Origin of the sequence: Nocardia brevicatena NBRC 12119 (genome assembly GCF_000308495.1) — a bacterium.
Classification (GTDB): domain Bacteria; phylum Actinomycetota; class Actinomycetes; order Mycobacteriales; family Mycobacteriaceae; genus Nocardia; species Nocardia brevicatena.
Genome location: NZ_BAFU01000055.1, coordinates 1 through 18,103, shown reverse-complemented (window position 1 = coordinate 18,103; position 18,103 = coordinate 1). Strand labels below are relative to the sequence as shown.

20 protein-coding genes are annotated in these 18,103 nt (G+C 69.3%); 13 read left to right on the top strand and 7 right to left on the bottom strand.

Translation table 11 applies throughout. From position 1 onward, the window contains the following. Nucleotides 1-226: 226 nt before the first annotated feature. Complete coding sequence (locus tag ON20_RS37935; protein WP_218002512.1) at nt 227-397, top strand: hypothetical protein; 171 nt, start codon at nt 227-229, stop codon at nt 395-397. Between the two features lie 65 nt (nt 398-462). Here the strand turns inward: ON20_RS37935 and ON20_RS13395 are convergent, their stop codons facing one another. After that, nucleotides 463-1,209 (bottom strand): TetR/AcrR family transcriptional regulator C-terminal domain-containing protein, encoded by a 747-nt coding sequence (locus ON20_RS13395; protein ID WP_051162386.1) that lies wholly within the window; start codon nt 1,207-1,209, stop codon nt 463-465. Between the two features lie 54 nt (nt 1,210-1,263). Here ON20_RS13395 and ON20_RS13390 point away from each other — a divergent pair, with 54 nt between their 5' ends. Further along, a complete protein-coding gene (locus ON20_RS13390) occupies nt 1,264-2,724 on the top strand; it encodes an MFS transporter (RefSeq protein ID WP_040835714.1) in 1,461 nt (486 codons plus the stop codon). 21 nt (nt 2,725-2,745) lie between these two features. Here the strand turns inward: ON20_RS13390 and ON20_RS13385 are convergent, their stop codons facing one another. Beyond that, the gene (locus tag ON20_RS13385; protein WP_040835712.1) at nt 2,746-3,528 is read right to left on the bottom strand and encodes a nucleotidyltransferase domain-containing protein; all 783 of its coding nucleotides are present in this window, start codon (nt 3,526-3,528) and stop codon (nt 2,746-2,748) included. Nucleotides 3,529-4,029: 501 nt separating this feature from the next. Between ON20_RS13385 and ON20_RS13380 the strand changes: the two genes are divergently transcribed. The 3 genes from ON20_RS13380 to ON20_RS13375 all read left to right on the top strand — a co-directional run bounded on the left by ON20_RS13380 (nt 4,030) and on the right by ON20_RS13375 (nt 6,422). Continuing rightward, entirely contained in the window at nt 4,030-5,052 is a 1,023-nt protein-coding gene (locus tag ON20_RS13380) for a zinc-dependent alcohol dehydrogenase family protein (RefSeq protein ID WP_040835711.1), read from the top strand. 113 nt (nt 5,053-5,165) lie between these two features. After that, the gene (locus ON20_RS39880; RefSeq protein ID WP_281032867.1) at nt 5,166-5,294 is read left to right on the top strand and encodes a cupin domain-containing protein; all 129 of its coding nucleotides are present in this window, start codon (nt 5,166-5,168) and stop codon (nt 5,292-5,294) included. A 168-nt stretch (nt 5,295-5,462) separates the two neighbouring features. Further along, on the top strand, nt 5,463-6,422 hold the full coding sequence (locus ON20_RS13375; RefSeq protein ID WP_040835709.1) for an endonuclease/exonuclease/phosphatase family protein: 960 nt from the start codon (nt 5,463-5,465) through the stop codon (nt 6,420-6,422). 92 nt (nt 6,423-6,514) lie between these two features. On the opposite strand, the gene ON20_RS13370 is transcribed toward ON20_RS13375, so the two are convergent. Next, a complete protein-coding gene (locus tag ON20_RS13370) occupies nt 6,515-6,778 on the bottom strand; it encodes a helix-turn-helix domain-containing protein (RefSeq protein ID WP_040835843.1) in 264 nt (87 codons plus the stop codon). A 76-nt stretch (nt 6,779-6,854) separates the two neighbouring features. Between ON20_RS13370 and map the strand changes: the two genes are divergently transcribed. Further along, nucleotides 6,855-7,619 (top strand): type I methionyl aminopeptidase, encoded by a 765-nt coding sequence (gene map / locus ON20_RS13365; RefSeq protein WP_040835842.1) that lies wholly within the window; start codon nt 6,855-6,857, stop codon nt 7,617-7,619. A 12-nt stretch (nt 7,620-7,631) separates the two neighbouring features. On the opposite strand, the gene ON20_RS13360 is transcribed toward map, so the two are convergent. Beyond that, nucleotides 7,632-8,342 (bottom strand): DUF8817 family protein, encoded by a 711-nt coding sequence (locus tag ON20_RS13360; protein ID WP_040835708.1) that lies wholly within the window; start codon nt 8,340-8,342, stop codon nt 7,632-7,634. 99 nt (nt 8,343-8,441) lie between these two features. Here ON20_RS13360 and ON20_RS13355 point away from each other — a divergent pair, with 99 nt between their 5' ends. Beyond that, nucleotides 8,442-8,996 carry a PadR family transcriptional regulator gene (locus ON20_RS13355; RefSeq protein WP_040835706.1) on the top strand — a complete coding sequence of 185 codons (555 nt, stop codon included), beginning with the start codon at nt 8,442-8,444 and terminating at the stop codon, nt 8,994-8,996. 69 nt (nt 8,997-9,065) lie between these two features. After that, nucleotides 9,066-9,449: a PPOX class F420-dependent oxidoreductase gene (locus ON20_RS13350; RefSeq protein ID WP_040835704.1), complete on the top strand. Its 384-nt coding sequence runs from the start codon at nt 9,066-9,068 to the stop codon at nt 9,447-9,449. A 14-nt stretch (nt 9,450-9,463) separates the two neighbouring features. Here the strand turns inward: ON20_RS13350 and ON20_RS13345 are convergent, their stop codons facing one another. Continuing rightward, the gene (locus ON20_RS13345) at nt 9,464-10,846 is read right to left on the bottom strand and encodes a metallopeptidase TldD-related protein (RefSeq protein ID WP_040835841.1); all 1,383 of its coding nucleotides are present in this window, start codon (nt 10,844-10,846) and stop codon (nt 9,464-9,466) included. An 11-nt stretch (nt 10,847-10,857) separates the two neighbouring features. Continuing rightward, nucleotides 10,858-12,408 (bottom strand): TldD/PmbA family protein, encoded by a 1,551-nt coding sequence (locus ON20_RS13340; RefSeq protein ID WP_051162384.1) that lies wholly within the window; start codon nt 12,406-12,408, stop codon nt 10,858-10,860. Nucleotides 12,409-12,518: 110 nt separating this feature from the next. Here ON20_RS13340 and ON20_RS13335 point away from each other — a divergent pair, with 110 nt between their 5' ends. From ON20_RS13335 to ON20_RS13325, 3 genes are all read left to right on the top strand, one after another. Then, on the top strand, nt 12,519-13,685 hold the full coding sequence (locus ON20_RS13335; protein ID WP_040835703.1) for a sensor histidine kinase: 1,167 nt from the start codon (nt 12,519-12,521) through the stop codon (nt 13,683-13,685). Nucleotides 13,686-13,870: 185 nt separating this feature from the next. Then, nucleotides 13,871-14,530 (top strand): response regulator, encoded by a 660-nt coding sequence (locus ON20_RS13330; protein ID WP_040835701.1) that lies wholly within the window; start codon nt 13,871-13,873, stop codon nt 14,528-14,530. A 78-nt stretch (nt 14,531-14,608) separates the two neighbouring features. Continuing rightward, a complete protein-coding gene (locus tag ON20_RS13325; protein WP_040835700.1) occupies nt 14,609-15,082 on the top strand; it encodes an FxsA family protein in 474 nt (157 codons plus the stop codon). A gap of 26 nt (nt 15,083-15,108) precedes the next feature. Here ON20_RS13325 and ON20_RS13320 read toward each other — a convergent pair whose 3' ends face one another. Further along, a complete protein-coding gene (locus ON20_RS13320; protein ID WP_040835699.1) occupies nt 15,109-15,579 on the bottom strand; it encodes a DUF6194 family protein in 471 nt (156 codons plus the stop codon). Nucleotides 15,580-15,661: 82 nt separating this feature from the next. Between ON20_RS13320 and ON20_RS13315 the strand changes: the two genes are divergently transcribed. Together ON20_RS13315 and ON20_RS13310 are read left to right on the top strand one after the other, a co-directional pair. Next, nucleotides 15,662-16,390: a MerR family transcriptional regulator gene (locus ON20_RS13315; protein ID WP_245547218.1), complete on the top strand. Its 729-nt coding sequence runs from the start codon at nt 15,662-15,664 to the stop codon at nt 16,388-16,390. 154 nt (nt 16,391-16,544) lie between these two features. Continuing rightward, nucleotides 16,545-18,103 (top strand): amidohydrolase (locus ON20_RS13310; protein WP_040835839.1); only part of this gene is annotated, 1,559 nt, incomplete at its 3' end.

The window sequence follows — 18,103 nt, the reverse complement described above, 5'->3', positions numbered from 1 at the left end:
GTGCGCCCCTGCTCTCGGGCAGGAGACGTCCACAACCTTTTCGAAAGATTTCCTCGAGCGCGCTGCCCAAGGTTGCTCCGTACCATGAGGATGGTCGGGTATCGGCTGTCTTCCGGTTGTCCCCCGGCCCCTGCCGTCCCCCGCACACGGGAGAAGCCCATGAAGCGCGGAGCCTGCCTGTGCGCCGTTACCACCACAACCGTGATCGTCCTCGGCCGGCCTGGGCATGGCAGCCTGCGGTAAGAACCGTTGGTGCGAATTCGATGCCACCGATACCCAGGTGGCCGACCCCTACTGTGAGAACGGCACGCCCGGCTACAAATGGGAGCCGGACAGCGACGGGAAGAAGCCGAAGAAACCGAGTAAGCCGACCGCCTCGAAACACTCCCACCACTGAGCGGTTCCGGCCGTGGGCGCCGCGCATTTCGGCCACCCACGCAGCCGGGCGACGCGGGCGTTACGTCACCGGGCGCGCGGCTCGGTCCGCTGTTCCCGGTCGTGGGCGCCGCTCGGAGCACGCAGGCGTGTCTCGAGGCCGTCCAGTACACACAGTAATCCGAAATCGAACCCCATCGCGCTGATCACCTGGGGGTCGGTGGGGATCGCCGCCCGGTAGTCGGCGAGCATCTCGGGATAGGCGGCGGCGATCTTGTCCAGGGTTTGCTCGATACCGCCGACGACGAGTTCGTCGCCGTAGGCGTTCTTCATGGCGATGACCGGAAGGGTATGTCCGAGTACGAAATTCGTGACCGTGCCGCTGGCGAGATAGACGTCCATACCCTGGAAACCGGCATCCAGGAAGGCGTGCCGCAGCCGTTCGCTGAGCTGGAACGCCTTCGGTCCGATACTCGGGATCTGCCCGATCAGCGAGGCTACCCAGGGATGGGCGAGCAGCGCGCTGCGGAGGTTGTAGGCGAAGGTCGTGAGAAGTTCCCGCAGGGTGGCGGCCCCGTCCAGATCGGCGTCGTCCACCACGCCCCAGATCTCGTCGAGCGCCAGTTCCAGCAGTTCGCTCTTGTTCGCGACATGCCAGTAGAGACTGGTCGCGCCGGCGCCGAGTTTGGCGCCGAGTTTGCGCATGCTCAGCGCTTCGAGCCCTTCGGTGCCCAAGATCTCCAGCGCCGCGGCGACTATCTGGTCGCGGCTCAGGCCGGAGGGCCGGGGTTGCCGGGGTTCGCGGGTCCATACGGAGGTGAACTGCTTGGCCACACCTCGATTCTATAATTACTCGCACAGTGTGCGATTTCATCGTACGCTGTGCGAGTGGAATCGAACGTTGTACGAGACCCGCGACGGTGGCTGATCCTCGCGGTGCTCTGTCTCTCGCTGCTGGTGCTGATGATCGACGGCACCGTCCTCAACCTCGCGATCCCCTCACTGATCCGCGATCTGGACGCCACCCCGTCGGATGTGCAGTGGATCCTGGACTCCTACGTGCTGGTCTTCGCCGGGCTCCTGCTCACCGCGGGCAGTCTCTCCGACCGATTCGGACGCCGCCGGATGCTGATCGCCGGTCTCGTCCTGTTCGGTGCCGCGTCCTCGGGCGCGGTGCTGTCCACCGAACCCTGGCAGCTCGTCGCGGCCCGCGCCGCGATGGGCATCGGCGGATCGCTGCTCATGCCCTCGACCCTGTCGATCCTGATGACCACCTTCGACGAAAGCGAACGACGCCTGGCCTTCGCGGCGTGGTCCACGGTCTCCATCGTCGGGATCGTCGCCGGGCCCACCCTCGGCGGCCTACTGCTGCAGCACTACTGGTGGGGTTCGGTCTTCCTGCTCAATATTCCGGTGGCGCTGGTGGCCATCGGCGCCGCCCTCGCGCTGATTCCGGAGACCACCGGCGAGCAGCGCCCGGTGGACCTGATCGGCGTGGTGCTGTCCATCGTGGCCCTCACCTCGACCGTCTACCTGATCATCGAGCGGGAATGGAATACCGTCGCGCTCGTGCTCGCCTTCGGGGCGGCGGTCGGCTTCGTGGTGTGGGAGCGGCGGCAGGAACATCCGATGCTGCCGTTGGGCCTCTTCGCCAACCGGGACTTCACCGGAACCTGCTGCACCCTGCTGCTGATGGTGTTCGGGATGGGCGCGGTCATGCTGATGCTCACCCAGTACCTGCAGTTCGTACTCGGCTACGGGCCGATGAAAGCGGGTCTGGCGCTGCTGCCGTATGCCGTAGCGGGTGCGGTGTTCAACGGGCTGGGTGCGACGCTGGGCAAGAAGATCAGCAACAAGACCCTGATCGTCACGGGGCTGCTGGTGATGGCGGCGGCCTTCGTCGTCCTGGCCCTCGGCACGGGATATCTCGCGGTTCTGGTGTCCATGCTCGTCATGGGAATCGGCGGCGGCCTGGCCGGTCCGGCCGCCTACGCCGCGATCATGAATACCATTCCGCTGCGTCACGCCGGGGTCGGGTCGGCCCTGAACGACACCCTGCAGCAGGTGGGTATGGCGGTCAGCATCGCCTTCCTCGGCAGCGTGTTGGCGGGTGTGTTCACCGCGAACATGCCGAGCGATGCCCCACCCGCCGCGCGTGAATCGATCGGCGCCGCACTGGAACTCGGCTATCCCGAGGCCGCGAAGACGGCGTTCACCGAGGCCGTGTCGGTCGGTGCGTGGGTGAGCGCGGGCTTCGCCCTGGCGGCCGCGCTGCTCGGTCTGGTGCTGCTGCGCGCCCGTCCGCCCGCGGTCGAGCGGACGGAACCGATGACCGCGGCGGTGGACTGAGCCCCGGACGGCCGCGTCGGACTATTCGGGGCCGGGGTCGCCGGGCACACCGCTCGGGTCGGCCGTTCGGAACAGGTGCTCGGCCGCGTCGATCGCGCGTTCCAGGGTCGCGGGCTCCGAGCCCACCCCGGCCGCGATCACGTCGAGGCCGCGCAACCCCGCCCGGTGCAGCAGCCGTTTCTCGTTGGTGATCCACTCCCCACGGATGGCCAGGATCGCGTGCGCCGTCTGCATTCCCGCCGTGGCCAGGGCACCCACCACCTCGGTGGCCTGTCCACGCGGGACGTACGCGCCGCGGGCATACCGCAGGGTCTGCGCCGCCCGGCCGCGCCATATCGGCGGCGCGGTCTCGCGCAGCGCCTCGGGGAAGGACGGACGCGGCAGGGTTCCCCGCACCACCTTGTTGCCGGCGAGTTCGGCGACCACCAGATAGCTGGGGATACCAGCGAGATGGAACATCAGCGGTTCCCAATGGAACCGCCCCTGCCCGGCCTCGGCGAGTTCGTGTTCGACGACGTCGAGATCGCGATAGTGCACATCGACGTGCCGGTCGTCGATCGTCAGCCAGGCACCACCGTTGAACACCCCGCCGCCCCACGCGCCGATCTCGGACACCTCGCCCTCCCAGCCGAGGGCGCGCAGGTCCTCGGGGGCGAAACGGTCCCGATAGTAGAGGGCGAAATCCCAGTCGCTGTCCGGCCGGTGGGTGCCCAGGGCGCGCGATCCGCCGAGGCTCACCGCGGCAACGCCCGGAAGAGCCGCGAGCCGGTCCGCGATATACGCCACGAATTCATCGTCGGTCATATTTCTCCGCTCGCCGAGAGATGACGGTCATCGGAGATCATGTCCGCCCGGCCGGCGCCTGTCACGTTCTTTTCGTCCCGCCGGTTCGGCGCGGGCGACCTTCTCCGGGTGGTATCGAGATCTGCCCATGCCGGCCTATCCCGGATGGAGGGCTTGCGTAGGGATCCGGCAGGTGGTGGCACCGTGCCCGGATTCGGGATTCGGTCAGTGGCCCCGTTCGGCCGAGTGCGTGGTACGTGCCCAGGATGCGAGGAGTCGTAGCGCTGTGCCGAGGGGGAGCCGGGTTCGGGTTGACCGGGTATCGCCGGTGGATGCGGCCGCGTCCCGAGCACCCTGCCCGGCCGTGGCCGCGCGCCCGGCCCGCCCATCCGGCGGCACCGCCCGAACCGGCGGGCATATCCTGGGCCGTTGGAGGTATCCGCTCTCGACAAGACACCGGCGCCGCGAGGCGCCGGGCGGGGGGACCGGCAACAGACATCAGTGGTGAAGGAGTAGCCGATCATGCGTGGAGTCATGATGTACGCCCCCGGTGACGTGCGAGTCGAACAGCGGGAGGAGCCGCGGACCGTGGAGCCCACCGATGCGGTCATCCGCGTCACCGCGACCTGTATCTGCGGGTCGGACCTGTGGCCGTATCGGGGTATCGAGAAACTGAACGGACCCACTCCGATGGGGCACGAATACGTCGGTGTGGTCGAAGAGATCGGATCGCAGGTGCGGACCCTCGAGGTCGGGGACTTCGTGGTCGGCTCGTTCTTCGCCTCCGACAACACCTGCGAGATCTGCCGCGCCGGCTATCAGAGCCGCTGCGTACACAACATACCCATCGGCATGATCGGCACACAGGCCGAACGGGCCCGCATCCCCCTCGCCGACGGCACCCTGGTCGTCGTCCCCGCCACCCCGACCTCCGAGCAGATCCCGCATCTGCTCGCGGCTTCCGACGTGCTCGGCACCGGCTGGTTCGCCGCCGTGGCCGCCGAGGCCGGTCCGGGCAAAACCGTCGCGGTCGTCGGTGACGGCGCGGTCGGACTGCTGGCCGTGTTGGCCGCCAGGCGGCTGGGCGCCGATCGTGTCATCGCCATGAGCCGCCATGCCGACCGTCAGGCCCTGGCACGCAAGTTCGGCGCCACCGATATCGTCGCCGAACGCGGCGACGAAGGCGTGGCCAGGATCAAGGAGCTCACCGGCGGCCTGGGCGCGCACTCGGTCGTCGAAGCGGTCGGCACCCAGGAATCGATGCAGCAGGCCATCCGGTCGACCCGCCCCGGCGGGCACGTCGGCTACGTCGGGGTTGCCCATGGAGTCGAACTCGACGGCATGGAATTGTTCTCCTCCGCCGTACACCTGCACGGCGGCCCCGCCCCGGTGCGCCGCTTCCTGCCCGAACTCATCGACCTGATCGTGCGTGGCGAGATCCATCCCGGCGAGGTTTTCGACCTCACCTTGCCACTGGACGAAGCGGCCGAAGGCTACCGCGCGATGGACCGGCGCCGCGCCACCAAAGTCCTGCTCACCCTGTGACACCGACCGGTCCTTCGGCGAGCGAACGGCTTCGATAGGAGATTCTCATAACCGAACGACAACCGAGCGCCGCCCAGCGGCTCCTGGGCGACCTGGCTCCGAAACCGGTGCAGTTGTCCGCTGATGGCATCGCGCTGGTGGTCACCCGCGCCGGTCAGGTCGCGGTGCTGCATGCGGGACAGACCGTGTGGTGCCCGCCCGGTGAGAACATCGGCACGGCGCCGGCCCCGACCATGTCATGACCCACCTCGCCCTGCGGGAAGGCGACGACGTCGACCGGGCCGGACCGGTCACCGACGAGGACCACCGCCGCGCTGCCACCCACCTGTGAACGCTCGTACCCGGCCGTGACCGGGTGCGAGCGTCTCGGCCGACCGGCGTACGGCGCTCGGCCCACATAGGGTTGGGCCATGAGACGGAACTGGGTGAGCCGGGTACTGCTCGGTGCGGGGTGGGTCGCCCTGATGGTGGCGGTCGGTGGCATTCTGTTGTACCTCGGGGAGTCGCAGCGCCGTGAGCTGGTGCTGTTGGCGGCGGGTGCCACATATCTGATGTTCGCGTCCTGGGTGGCGCTGGTGCTGTTCCTGGCCGCCCGCGGCTGGCGCAGCGCGGCGGCGGCCGGGGTGGTGATCGCCGGGGTGCTGTGGACGCAACTGCCGATGTTCGTCCCGGACGGTCGCGCCGTGGGCGGGACGGAACTCACAGTGCTGCAATCGAACCTGCTGTTCGGCGGGGCGGATGTGCGGGCGGTGGCACGCACGGTGGTGGACGAGCGGGTCGATGTGCTCACGCTGAACGAACTCACCCCTGCTTCGGTGGAGCGTCTCACCGCGGCCGGGTTGGACGAGCAGTTGCCCTACCGCTACATCGAACCGGCGTACGGTGGCGCCGGAACCGGTATCTACAGCCGGTTCCCGCTGCGCGACACCGTCGCCTACGACGGGTTCACCCTGCGCAATCTGTCCGCCACCCTCGAACATCCGGAGCTGGGACCGGTATCGGTATACGCTTTTCACCCGCTTCCGCCCACCGCGGGCAGCGCCATCTGGGCGGCCGAGATGCGCCGGGTCCGTGAGATTCTGAACGCCGCCTCCGCCCCGGCCCTCGTCGGCGCCGATTTCAACGCCACCGGTAACCACGCCGCCTACCGTGCCCTGTTGCGCAGCGGTTTCGTCTCCGCCGCCGAACAGGCCGGGGCGGGCCGATTGCCCACCTATCCGGCCGATGTACGGTGGGGGCCGTTGATCGGTATCGACCATGTGCTGCTGTCCGGTGGAACGGCGGTCCGGGTGCGGACCATCGATATCCCGGGTTCGGATCACCGCGCGGTACTGGCCCGGCTGAGCCTGTCCTCCGATTCCCTCGTGTGATGTTGTCGGTCCATCGGACCGGGTCGGCCGCCGCGCGGTGAATTCCCTGGTTCCCCGAACGGTTGGCGCCCGCCGCGCCCCTGCGGGGCCGGTTACGCCGATTCGGCGAGATCCGGCGAGCTCCAGATATCGGCAAGTTCCTGGAGCGGCAGGTCGAGCGCGTGGCTCAGGGCCACCACCGTGCCGAAGCCCGGGGACGGCAGCCGTCCCGTTTCGATCTTGCGCAGGGTTTCCGGCGAGATATCGGCGGCCTGCGCCACTTCGGCCAGGTCCCGGCCGGCGCGGGCCGCGCGCAGCCGGGCGCCGAGGCGTCGACCGGCCTCGAGCTGAGCGGGGGTCAGGGGCAATCGCACCATACCGTCCACCCTATGAGTGGTATTTGTGTACCGCAACATGGTATTAAAATACCGTTTCCTGGTATCGGAGGTTGTCATGGTGGAGTTGAAGTCGCCGGCCGAGCTCGCGCGGATGCGAGTGGCGGGGCGTCTGGTGGCCGAGATCCTGGCCGAACTGCGCGAGCGCGCGGCCGTTGGGGTGAATCTGCTCGAACTAGAGGCGCTGGTGCGGAAACGGATCCGGCAGCGCGGTGCGCAATCGTGCTACTGGGACTACGCGCCGTCGTTCGGTCGCGGCCCCTTTCGCAACACCGTCTGCCTCTCGGTGAACGACGCCGTTCTGCACGGGCTGCCGTTCGACTACACCCTGTGCGACGGTGACGTGCTGAGTATGGACCTCGCGCTCTCGGTCGACGGCTGGGTGGCGGACGCGGCGACCACCGTGGTGGTCGGCGCCCCCAATCCGGAGGATCTACGTCTCGTCCGCGCCACCGAGGAGGCCCTGGCGGCGGCCATCGAGGTCGCCGTCCCCGGGAACCGGATCGGCGATATCTCCGCCGCTGTATCGGCGGTCGCCCGGGCCCACGGCTACCCGGTGAACACCGAATTCGGCGGTCACGGCCTGGGGCGCACCATGCACGAGGATCCGCACATCCCCAACGCGGGCCGGGCGGGTCGGGGCTACCTGCTGCGGCCCGGCCTGGCCATCGCCATCGAACCGTGGTTCGCGCGGACGACCGATCGGATCGTGACCGATCCGGACGGCTGGACCATCCGTTCCGCGGACGGCTCACGCACCGCTCATTCCGAACACACGGTGGCCGTGACCGAGGACGGACCGCGGGTCCTCACCGCGGCCTGAACGGCTCGGCGGTCAGTCCTGCCGCGTCAACCATTCGGCGAGCTCGGTTGCCGCGCCGAGTTCGGTGGCGAGTTCGGTGCGCTCGGCGTCGGTGAGTTCGAGGGCCGCCAGGTCCGCACGGCGGGCGGCAACCTTGTCGGGTTTGTCCAAGGCGACCGCCAACTCGGCGAGTGCCGCCAGGGCACGGGCCCGTTCGATACGGGTGGCCTGGGCGCCGAAGCGGCGTAGGCCCGCTTCCAGGGCCCGTTCCGCGCTTTTGTCGTCGGTTTTGAAATCGCGCAGGATGCGGGCGTTGTCGAGAACCCGGGCCAGGCCGTCGAGTTCTGTGGAGCCGCCATATTCGACGTCCTCGGGTTCATCCCGCTGGATGTAGATGATCGAGGTGCCGTCGGGGTCGATCAGGGTGAACCGGGACTGGCCGGGGCGGAATCGGGTGATACGGCCGAACCCTTCGGCGGGGATCTTGCCGTAGCGGGCGCGCAGGGCCTCGGTGAAGGCGCGGTGACGGCTCGCCACATCATCGACCATGACGAGGCAGCCGGTCGACGGCCCGCCGTTCTTCGGAGCCTCGGTGAAATGCAGTTCGCAGTCGTGTGCGGCGACGGCGGCGTAGACATAAGGCCTGGTCTGTTGGTGGGTGACGGTGTAGCCGAGGGTTCGGTAGAAGTCCAGCGTGCGGGCCAGGTCGTGGCTGGGCAGCAGGGGAACGGCGGTATCGGCCATGGGAATCCCTCCGGTAGTCAATTTTGAATACCGAGGTTAGGGGCGTGTCGGGCCGGAGGTCAAGTTTGACTATTATTCGTTCCGACGAGAGGAGAGCCGATGGCGGCGGTGCGGCTGCTGGTCCTGGGCGTGCTGCGCCGACAGCAACCCGCGCACGGCTACGCGGTGCGCCGGGAACTGCTGTCCTGGCGGGCCGATACCTGGACCAATGTGAAACCCGGGTCGATCTACCACGCCCTCAAACAGCTCGATCGGGAAGGCAAGTTGCGAGCGCTGGGTACCGAGGGCGGCGACCGGGGACCGGGCCGTACCCGGTACGAACTGACCGAGGCGGGAGAAGCCGAGTTCCGGACGCTCGTGGACGCGGCACTGGTGAGCATCGATATGGAGGAACTCGGGGCAGGCATCGCTTTCATGGACGCCCTGCCGCGGGCGCACGTGATCGAGAAACTGCGTGAACAGCGGGAACGCAGCCGGGGCGTCCGTGACGAACTGCTCGGAATGGTCGACGACTACCCGGGCCGCTACGAAGCGCCCCACGCCACCGACCTGCTCGAACTGTGGAGCGGGGTGTTCGACAATCTGGCGGGCTGGACCGCGGGTGTGCTGGCCCGGCTCGAACGAGGGGAATACCGGATGGCCGACGACTCCTGAGGTGCCGAGGCGCCCGCGGCGGACCCCGGACGGTGCCGGCCGAGCCGGTCCGCCGATTACGCTGCGGGCATGACGAATACGCTCGGCGAGGTCGGCGCCGCCGACTATGTCCTGCTGACCACCTACCGCAAGGACGGCACACCCGTCGCGACTCCGCTGTGGGCGGTCGCCGATGACAGCAAACTGTATGTCTGGACCGTCACCGACAGTTGGAAGGTCAAACGGCTGCGCCGCAACCCCGCGGTCACCGTGCAGCCATGCGATGTCAAGGGCGCCCCGCACGGCGCAGTGATCGAAGGCACCGGCCGAATCCTCGACGCGGCCGAGACGGAGCGCGTCCGCGGCCTACTGCGCCGTAAGTACCGGTTGTTCGGTCCGCTGGTAATCCTCGGCAGCACCCTGCGGCGCGGTAAGTCCGGCACGGTCGGTATCGAGATCACGCCCGCCGACTGAACGACACCGGCGCCTCAGGTCGCCTGGCTGACCGACGACATATGGAAGTCGGGTATCCGCAACGGCGGCATGGCCGTCCGAGTGAACCAGTCCTTCCATTCGCGCGGCAGGGCGGGCCGGGTGGCGCCCGCCTCGGTGGCGCGGCGCAACAGATCCAGGGGACTCTCGTTGAAGCGGAAATTGTTCACCGCGGCGGTGACCTCGCCGTTCTCGATGAGATAGACGCCGTCGCGGGTGAGGCCGGTGAGCAGCAGTGTGGTCGGGTCCACTTCGCGGATGTACCAGAGCGTGGTCAGCAGCAGACCGCGCTCGGTGCGGGCGACCATATCGTCGAGGCCGGCCTCCGATCCGCCGGTCAGCAACAGGTTCTCCCCGGGCACGGTGGGCGTCGCGTCGTAGTCGGCGGCGGTGGCACGGGGATAGACCAGCGCGGAGATCACGCCGTCGCGGACCCAGTCCACCCGCTCGGCGGGCATCCCGTTGTCGAAGACCGACAGCGATTCCGAGGAGGCAGAGGTCGCGACGAACGGCCGATAGCGCAGGCCGGGGGCCTCCGGATCGGAGTACAGGGTGAGCGGGAGATCGGTGAGCCGCTCCCCGACACGGGTACCGCCCGGGCGGGAGAAGGCGGTATGCCCCTCCTGGGCGCCGCGGCCCTCCATCGACCAGTGCATATCGATCAGCAGATCGGCCACCGCCGAGGGCGGCAGCAGGGTTTCATAACGGCCCGCCGGCAATTCGACCCGGCGCGCCGACCAGCCCAGGCGGCGGGACAGCTCGGCCAGGAGCGCGGGGGTGTCGACATCGGTGAAATCGGTGGTCCCCACACCCACCCACGCGCTGGCCGGCGCGGTGTCGTCGCCGCGTTTCCCGTTGATCTCCACCGATCCCGTCGGCTGCACATAGCGGCGGCGCAGGCCGGTGGAGGTGCCGAGCCAGGTGGTGCGCACCTGGTGGTGGGCGAAACCGTAGAGGCGATCGCCGCCGTTGAATCCGGCGGCCAAATCCGCCGCGAGATCGGCGAACACCTCGATACCGGTGGTGCCCGGAGGCTGCGACCACTCGCCGGCGGACAACATGGAATCGGGGTCGAGCAGGGGCATGGCGTCGCGGGCGGGCTCGGCGGAGCGGGCCGCGTCCTCGCTCGCCCGTACCACCGGCTCGATATCGGCGGGATCGACGCTGGTGGAGGCGATACTGCCCCCTCGCGCCGAGCGCGGTCCGTCCCGGAAGATCGAGATCACCGACCACTGCCGGGATATTGAGGCTCCATTGGTGGTCATGGAATTTCCGGCCCACCGCAGCGACGCCTCGTGCGCGTCGGTGACGATGACGATCGCCTCGTCGGCCCGCGACAGGGCCAGCACCCGGTCGATCACCGTGTCCGCGGACACCATATCCGTCACGCTCATCGCGATGCCTCCGTGCGGGTATTGAGAATGTTCACGCCGCGTACCAGTACCGACGGACAGCCGTGGCTGACCGCGGCGACCTGTCCCGGTTGGGCCTTGCCGCAGTTGAACGCACCGCCGAGCCACCAGGTGGACGGTCCGCCGACCGCCTCCATGGAGCCCCAGAAATCGGTGGTGGTCGCCTGATAGGCGACATCGCGCAGTTGGCCGTCCACGCGGCCGTTGCGGATTCGGAAGAACCGCTGGCCGGTGAACTGGAAGTTGTAGCGCTGCATATCGATCGACCAGGACCGGTCGCCGACGATATAGATCCCGTCGTCGACGCGGGAGATCAGGTCTTCGGTGGTGGTGTCTCGGTCGGGGTCCGGGCACAGCGAGACATTGGCCATCCGCTGGATCGGCACATGGTGCGGGGAATCGGCGTAGGAGCAGCCGTTGGAACGCTGTAGACCCAGGCGCGGGGCGAACACCCGGTCGAGTTGGTAGCCGACCAGGATTCCGTCGCGGATCAGATCCCAGCGCTGCCCGGCGACGCCGTCGTCGTCGTAGCCGACGGTGGCCAGGCCGTGCGGTTCGGTCCGGTCGGCGGTGACGGCCATGGCACGGGTGCCGTAGCGGAGCGTGCCGAGTTTATCGGGGGTGGCGAAAGACGTTCCGGCGTAGGCAGATTCGTAGCCGATCGCCCGATCGTATTCGGTGGCGTGGCCGATGGACTCGTGGATGGTGAGCCACAGGTTTGTCGGGTCGATCACCAGATCGGTCGGCCCGGGTACCACACTGGGGGCCTTCACCTTCTCGGCCAGCCACTCCGGGATGCGGGCGAGTTCGGTGTCCCAGTCCCAGACTCCGTCGGCGCCCGTGACGTACTCCCAGCCGCGTCCGGCCGGGGCGGCCAGGGTGCGCATGGTCTCGAACGCCCCGGAAGCGGTGTCGACGGTGATCGCCTCCAGGTACGGCTGTAGCCGGACCCGCTGCTGGATGATGGACGATCCGGCGGTGTCCGCATAATAGGTCTGTTCTTTGACCTGAAACAGCGTCGCGGTCACATGGTCGACGCCGTCGGCGCTCGTCAGGCGTCCCGAATAGTCCTGCAGCAGCGCCACCTTCTCCGTCGCCGGCACGGTGAACGGGTCGATCTCATACGCCGACACCCAGCGGGCATCGGCGTGGCGCGGCTCCGGCGCGAGCTCCACCCGCTCCCGGTTCAAGGCCCGCAAGGCGGTCGCCACCCCGACCGCCTTGCGGGCCACCTCGGCCGCGGTCTCCGGGGTCAACGCCGCATGCGAGGCGAAACCCCAGGTGCCGTCGACGATCACCCGTACCGCGAAACCCAGTTCCGCGGCGTCGGTGAGGGCTTCGACCCGCCCGTCCCGCAGTCGGATCGACTGGGTGACCAGCCGGTGCACTCGCAGATCCGCGTGCTCTGCTCCCGCGGCCCGGGCCGCGGTCAGCGCCGCGTCGGCGAGCGCGTTCAGCGGTAGGGCCGCGAATTCGGCGTCGATGTCGTGACCGGACGGGGCGGCGCCCGATCCGGTGGAAGTCGCCATGCTCACCCGGAACAAGGTAGTCGGCTCCGGACGCCGATGCGGGGCAATTCGCGCCGGACCGACTCGTCGCGGCCGAGTGCCGGGGGCTGTCCGCCTTTACGCTGAACCGCGTGCGTCGGTTCAGTCTGTGGCTCCGCGAAAGACCCGTTATCGCTGATTCCGTGCTGGCGGCGGCGCTGCTGGTGCTGGACGTACTGCAGGTCGACGATGCCCGTCACACGATCGGCTACCTGATGCTGTCGGTACTGTTGCCGCTGCCGGTCGTGTTGCGCCGGATCTATCCGCGGGCGATGGCCGCGAGCATGCTCGCCCTGGCGATCACCTCCACCGCGGTGGGGGTGATACTCGGCGACCCGGTCGTGCACCCGGCACTGCTCGGCCTCGGAATACTGCTCTACACCCTGGTCGCCTATGTGGGGCGCCGCGACGGTCTGGTGTACCTGCTGGGGCTGTTCGTCGACTCCGCGTACGCAATGATCGCGCTTCTCGGGTTCCGGGGCACCGATATCGCGTTCGTCTGCGTGTACTACGCCTTCTGCTGGAGCCTGGCCGAGTTCACCGGCGCCCGCCATGCCTACAACGCCGAGGTCGAGGCGCGCTTGGCGGTCGCCGAGTACGACCGGGAACGACGCGCCCACGACGCCGTCTCCGCCGAACGCACCCGGATCGCCCGGGAACTGCATGATGTGGTCGCGCACGCGGTGAGTGTGATGATCGTCCAGGCCGACGGCGCCCGCTACGCGCTGCGCCACGATCCGGACACCGCCGAACAGGCCCTGTCCACCATCGCCGGCACCGGCCGCGAGGCGCTACGGGAACTGCGGCGCACCGTCGCGCTGCTGCGTACCGAACATGCACCCGAACAGCTGCCGCAGCACGGCACGGCGGGTATCGCGAAGCTGGTGCAGATGATGCGCGGCGTCGGGCTGGCCGTGGACCTGGAGCTGTCCGGGGAACTCGACGCCGTCTCCCCGGAGGTGAGTCTGGGCGTGCACCGGGTCGTGCAGGAGGCGCTCACCAATACGCTGCGGCACGCGGGCGCCAACCCGAAAGCATGGGTGCGGGTGTATCGGCGGGCCGACGATGTGGAAATCGAGATCACCGATTCGGGGGGCGTGCCGGTGCACGAGCCCCGGATTCAGGGGAGCGGCCTGGGTCTGGCCGGAATGCGCGAACGGATGGCGGTGCTGGGCGGAACGCTGGAGGTGGGGCGCACTCCGGAAGGCACCTGGCGGGTGTACGCCGTAATCCCGCTCGCCGCACCGGATCAGGAGTAGCGTGCGTTTTCTCCGCAGCCCGCACGCGACCTTCATCACCGGCACCGACCTGCTCGTCGACGGCGGTGTCACCTCCGCCAACCGTATAGCCGCGATGAGCCGGGCGTAGTGGGCTCCATCCGGACCCGGTCGCGGGCGTCCGACCGGGAAGCGGATCGCCGTGGGCGGCGATTACATTGAGTGACGTGCCGATCACCGTACTCGTCGTCGACGACCAGGAACTGATGCGTATGGGATTGAAGATGGTGCTCGGCGCCCACCCCGATATCGAGGTGGTCGGCGAGGCCGACAACGGCGCCGCCGCGGTGTCCCAGGCCGCCGAGCTGGCGCCGGACGTGGTGCTGATGGACGTTCGGATGCCGGTGGTCGACGGTGTCACCGCCACCGGCCGCATCCTCGAGGCCGGCCACGGCAGCCGGGTTCTGGTGATGACCACCTTCGACCTCGACGAACACGCGCTCGGCGCGCTGCGCGCCGGGGCGAGCGGGTTCCTGCTCAAGGACACCCCGCCCGAGGACCTGATCTCGGCGATCCGCAGTGTGGCCGCCGGAGACGCCGTCGTATCGCCCAAGGTGACCAAACGCCTGATCGACTGCATGATCGCCGAGGAACCCGCCCCCACCCGGGATCCCCGGGTACTCGACGTTCTCACCGCCCGGGAACGCGAAGTACTCGAGCAGATCGCGGCCGGGCGGTCGAACGCCGAGATCGCCGAGCAGCTGTACCTGTCCGAGGCAACCGTCAAAACCCATGTGGGCCGGGTGTTGACCAAGCTCGGGCTGCGGGACCGGGTCCAGGCGGTGGTGCTGGCCTACGAGACCGGGCTGGTGCGGCCGGGTGGGTGATCGGCCACACCGGGCAACGGTCGGGAGCAAACCCGGTGGCTCGTTCGTTGGACGGGTACATCGCCCGGAAGGAACGCCATGCCCGCCGCCGTATTCGTCGCCTATCTGATCGTCGAGATCGCCGCCTTCGCCGCCGCCGTCCACCTGCTCGGCGCCCTGCCCGCGGTCCTGCTGCTGATCGCCTGCTCGGCGGTGGGGGTGCTGATGCTCGGCGGTCAGTGGCGTCGGGTGGCCGAGCAGTTCAGGCGTGCCGGGCGCGGGGAGATCACTCCCAGGGCCGCGGTTGCGGACGGGGCGCTCGTCGCGCTGGGCGGGGTGCTGCTGTTCGTTCCAGGCCTGGTCACCTCCGTGGTGGGCCTGCTGATGCTGATTCCGCCGACCCGGACGCTGCTGCGGCCGCTGGTCGCCGCGGTGGCCGCGCGCCGGGTGGCCCGGATCTCGTCCGCGGTCCCGCGTCGAGATGTCGTCGTCGACGCCGATATCGACGGGATCGTGGTCGGGGAGTGGTACGACGATCCGCGACCCGCCGGCCGACCCGCCATCGAACGCTGAACCCGGCGATCCGAGCCCGGTCGCTCCTACTCTCCCGACGCCGTCCGCCGCTCATGGCGTGAGCGGGCCAGTTCGTAGGCCTCGCGCAGCAGTTCCCGCGCCGTCCGGGTGGTCCGCGGGCCCGGCTCGACGATCGCGAGCCATCCGGCGGGTCCGTAGACGGGGTGGGGGATGACGGTATCGGTGACGCTCGCGTCGATATCGTCGGACACCTCGCGCGGCGGATGGCCGGCCCAGTGGAGGAACGTCTCCCGTCCCGGATGCATATTGAGGCGGAACGCGCCAGGACGGTCCAGGCGGGACCGCTCGTCGCCGGGATAGTCCTTGGTGACGAGCGTCGCGAACGGCTGGGTCCGCTGTGGGACCGTACCCTCCGGTGAGTAGTAGAAGAAGGTATCGCCCCAGGCGATATCCGGTGAACCGTCGCCGGGAGTGGGGCGCAGTATCAGGACGCCGTCGAGTCCGGCCACGTAGTCGATGATCTCGTCGATGCTCATGGGTTCCAGCGTTTCATTAAGGTGCTTGTGGAGGCTTTGTGTCGTAAACCCTCGAGCTACCTGCGGAAAGATGAGAAACGGGGTGTCAACTCTCGAATCGCCCACCATGCGGACCGGAGAACTCGCGCGGCGCTGCGGGTATTCGGTTCAGCAGGTGCGCAATCTGGAACGTGACGGTGTGCTCCCGCCGGCAGTGCGTACCGTATCCGGCTATCGCGTCTACACCGAGGTCCACCTGTGTTCCGTGCAGGCATATCGCGCGCTGTCCGCCGGCGTGGGTCCGGTGGAGGCCAAGCGGATCATGCGGACGGCGCACGGGGACCGGCCATCGGAGACACTGGCCCTGCTCGACGCGGCGCATGCCTGTCTCCACCGGGAACGCGCCGAACTCGCGGCCGCCACGGCCGCCGCGGCGGCGATAGCCGACGAACCGGTTCGCGATGTGCGACCGTCCGATTCGATGGGTGTGTCCGAGCTCGCCGCCGCGCTCGGTGTGCGCGCGTCGGCGCTGCGGCACTGGGACGCCGAGGGGCTCGTGGTCCCCGACCGGATCGCCCCGCGCGGTACGCGACGCTATACCCCGGCCCAGGTCCGGGACGCGCGGATCGTCCATCAACTGCGCGGCGCCGGCTACCGGGTCGACACCGTGCGGACCTTGATGCCGGCCGTGCGGCGCGGGTACCGGTCGGGCGATGTCGCCGCCGGGCTGGCCGCCCGGGAGGTCGATATCGAGGCCCGCTCCCGCGCTCTGCTCGAGGCGGCCGGTTCGCTCGGCAGCGTACTCGCGCTGTCCGCCGGTCCGCGCCCGTAGCCGCGGCCGACGCCACCCGACCCGGGAGCGGCGTGGTTCGTGGCCCGGCTTGTTCCGGTCCGCGAGCCGGGTCCGACCCGATGAGCGTCGCCGAGCTCACGCTTGCGCGACCGGCCCGCGCGGGTGCCCGACGGGTACGGCAGACTGAACCACCGTGAGTACGCAGCTGCTGGTTGGGGGTCGAATCTACAGTTCCAGTGCACCGGACGCCACGGCGATGGCGGTCACCGACGGGATCGTGGTGTGGCTGGGCGCCGACCGGGTGGGACGGGCCCTGCATCCGGATGCCGAGGTCGTCGACCTGGACGGGGCGTTCGTCGCGCCGGCGTTCGTGGAACCGCATCTGCACACCACCGCGCTCGGAATGCAGCTGACGGGGTTGGATCTGACGGGGGCACGGTCGGTGGCGCACTGTCTCGAACTGGTCGCCGAGTTCGCGGCGACACACCCCGGCGCAGTGGTGACGGGGGACGGATGGGACGAGACGCGGTGGCCGGAGCGGCGCCCGCCCACCGTCGAGGAGATCGATACCGCAGCGGGGCGGGGGCGGCCGGTGTACCTGTCGCGGGTGGACGGGCATTCCGCGGTGGTCTCCACGGCGTTGTTGGACGTGGTGCCGGAGCTGACCGCGGCGGACGGCTATCGCCGGGGCGCGCCCGTGCGCGCACAGGCGCATCATCGCGTCCGGGCCACGGTGCGGACGATGCTCACCCGTGAACAGCGGGATACCGCGCGACGGGCGGCGCTGGACCTGGCGGCGGCGCGGGGCGTGGTCGCGGTGCACGAATGCGCCGGACCCGATATCGCCGGCGCCGACGACGCGCGTGAGCTGCTCGAATTCGAGCACGGGGTGCAGCGGCGCGTGTACTGGGGACAGGCGGTGCGCACGGCCGACGAGGCCCGGTCGCTGCTCGACGAACTCGGTGCGCACGCGCTCGGCGGGGATCTGTTCGTGGACGGTTCGCTCGGCTCGCGGACGGCGTGGCTGCGGGACCCCTATACCGACCATACCGGCACCGGAACCGGCTACCTGGACGTCGACGATATCGCCGCGCATGTGCGGGCCTGTACGGAAGCCGGAGTCCAGGCCGGTTTCCACGTGATCGGGGACGCCGCGATGGACGCCCTCGTGACCGGACTCGGCCGGGTCGTCGCCGAGTTGGGCGGTCCCGCGGTGGCGGCGCTCGGCCATCGGGTCGAGCACGCGGCGCTGGTGGACGCCGACCAGATCGAGGCGCTCGCGGCCTGGGGTGTGATCGCCAGTATCCAGCCGGCATTCGACGCGGCATGGGGCGGGCCGGACGGTATGTACGCCGAACGGCTCGGGGCCGCGCGCGCCACGACCGCGCACCCGTTCGCCCCCTTGGCGGCGGCCGGGGTTTCGCTGGCCATCGGCTCGGACGCGCCGGTGACCGCGCTCGATCCGTGGGCGGCGGTCCGGGCGGCCGTCAACCACCGCACACCGGGATACGGTCTGTCCCCGCGGGCCGCCTTCGCGGCCGCCACCCGGGGCGCATGGCGGGCGGGTGGAGTCCGGGACGGTATCGCCGGAACCCTCGTTCCCGGCGCTCCCGCCTCCTACGCGGTATGGGAAGCCGAGGAACTCGTGGTGGCCGCCCCGGCGGATTCGGTGCAGCGGTGGTCCACCGATCCGCGTTCCCGGGTACCGGGCCTGCCGCCCCTGACCCCGGACGACCCGCTGCCGCGCTGCCT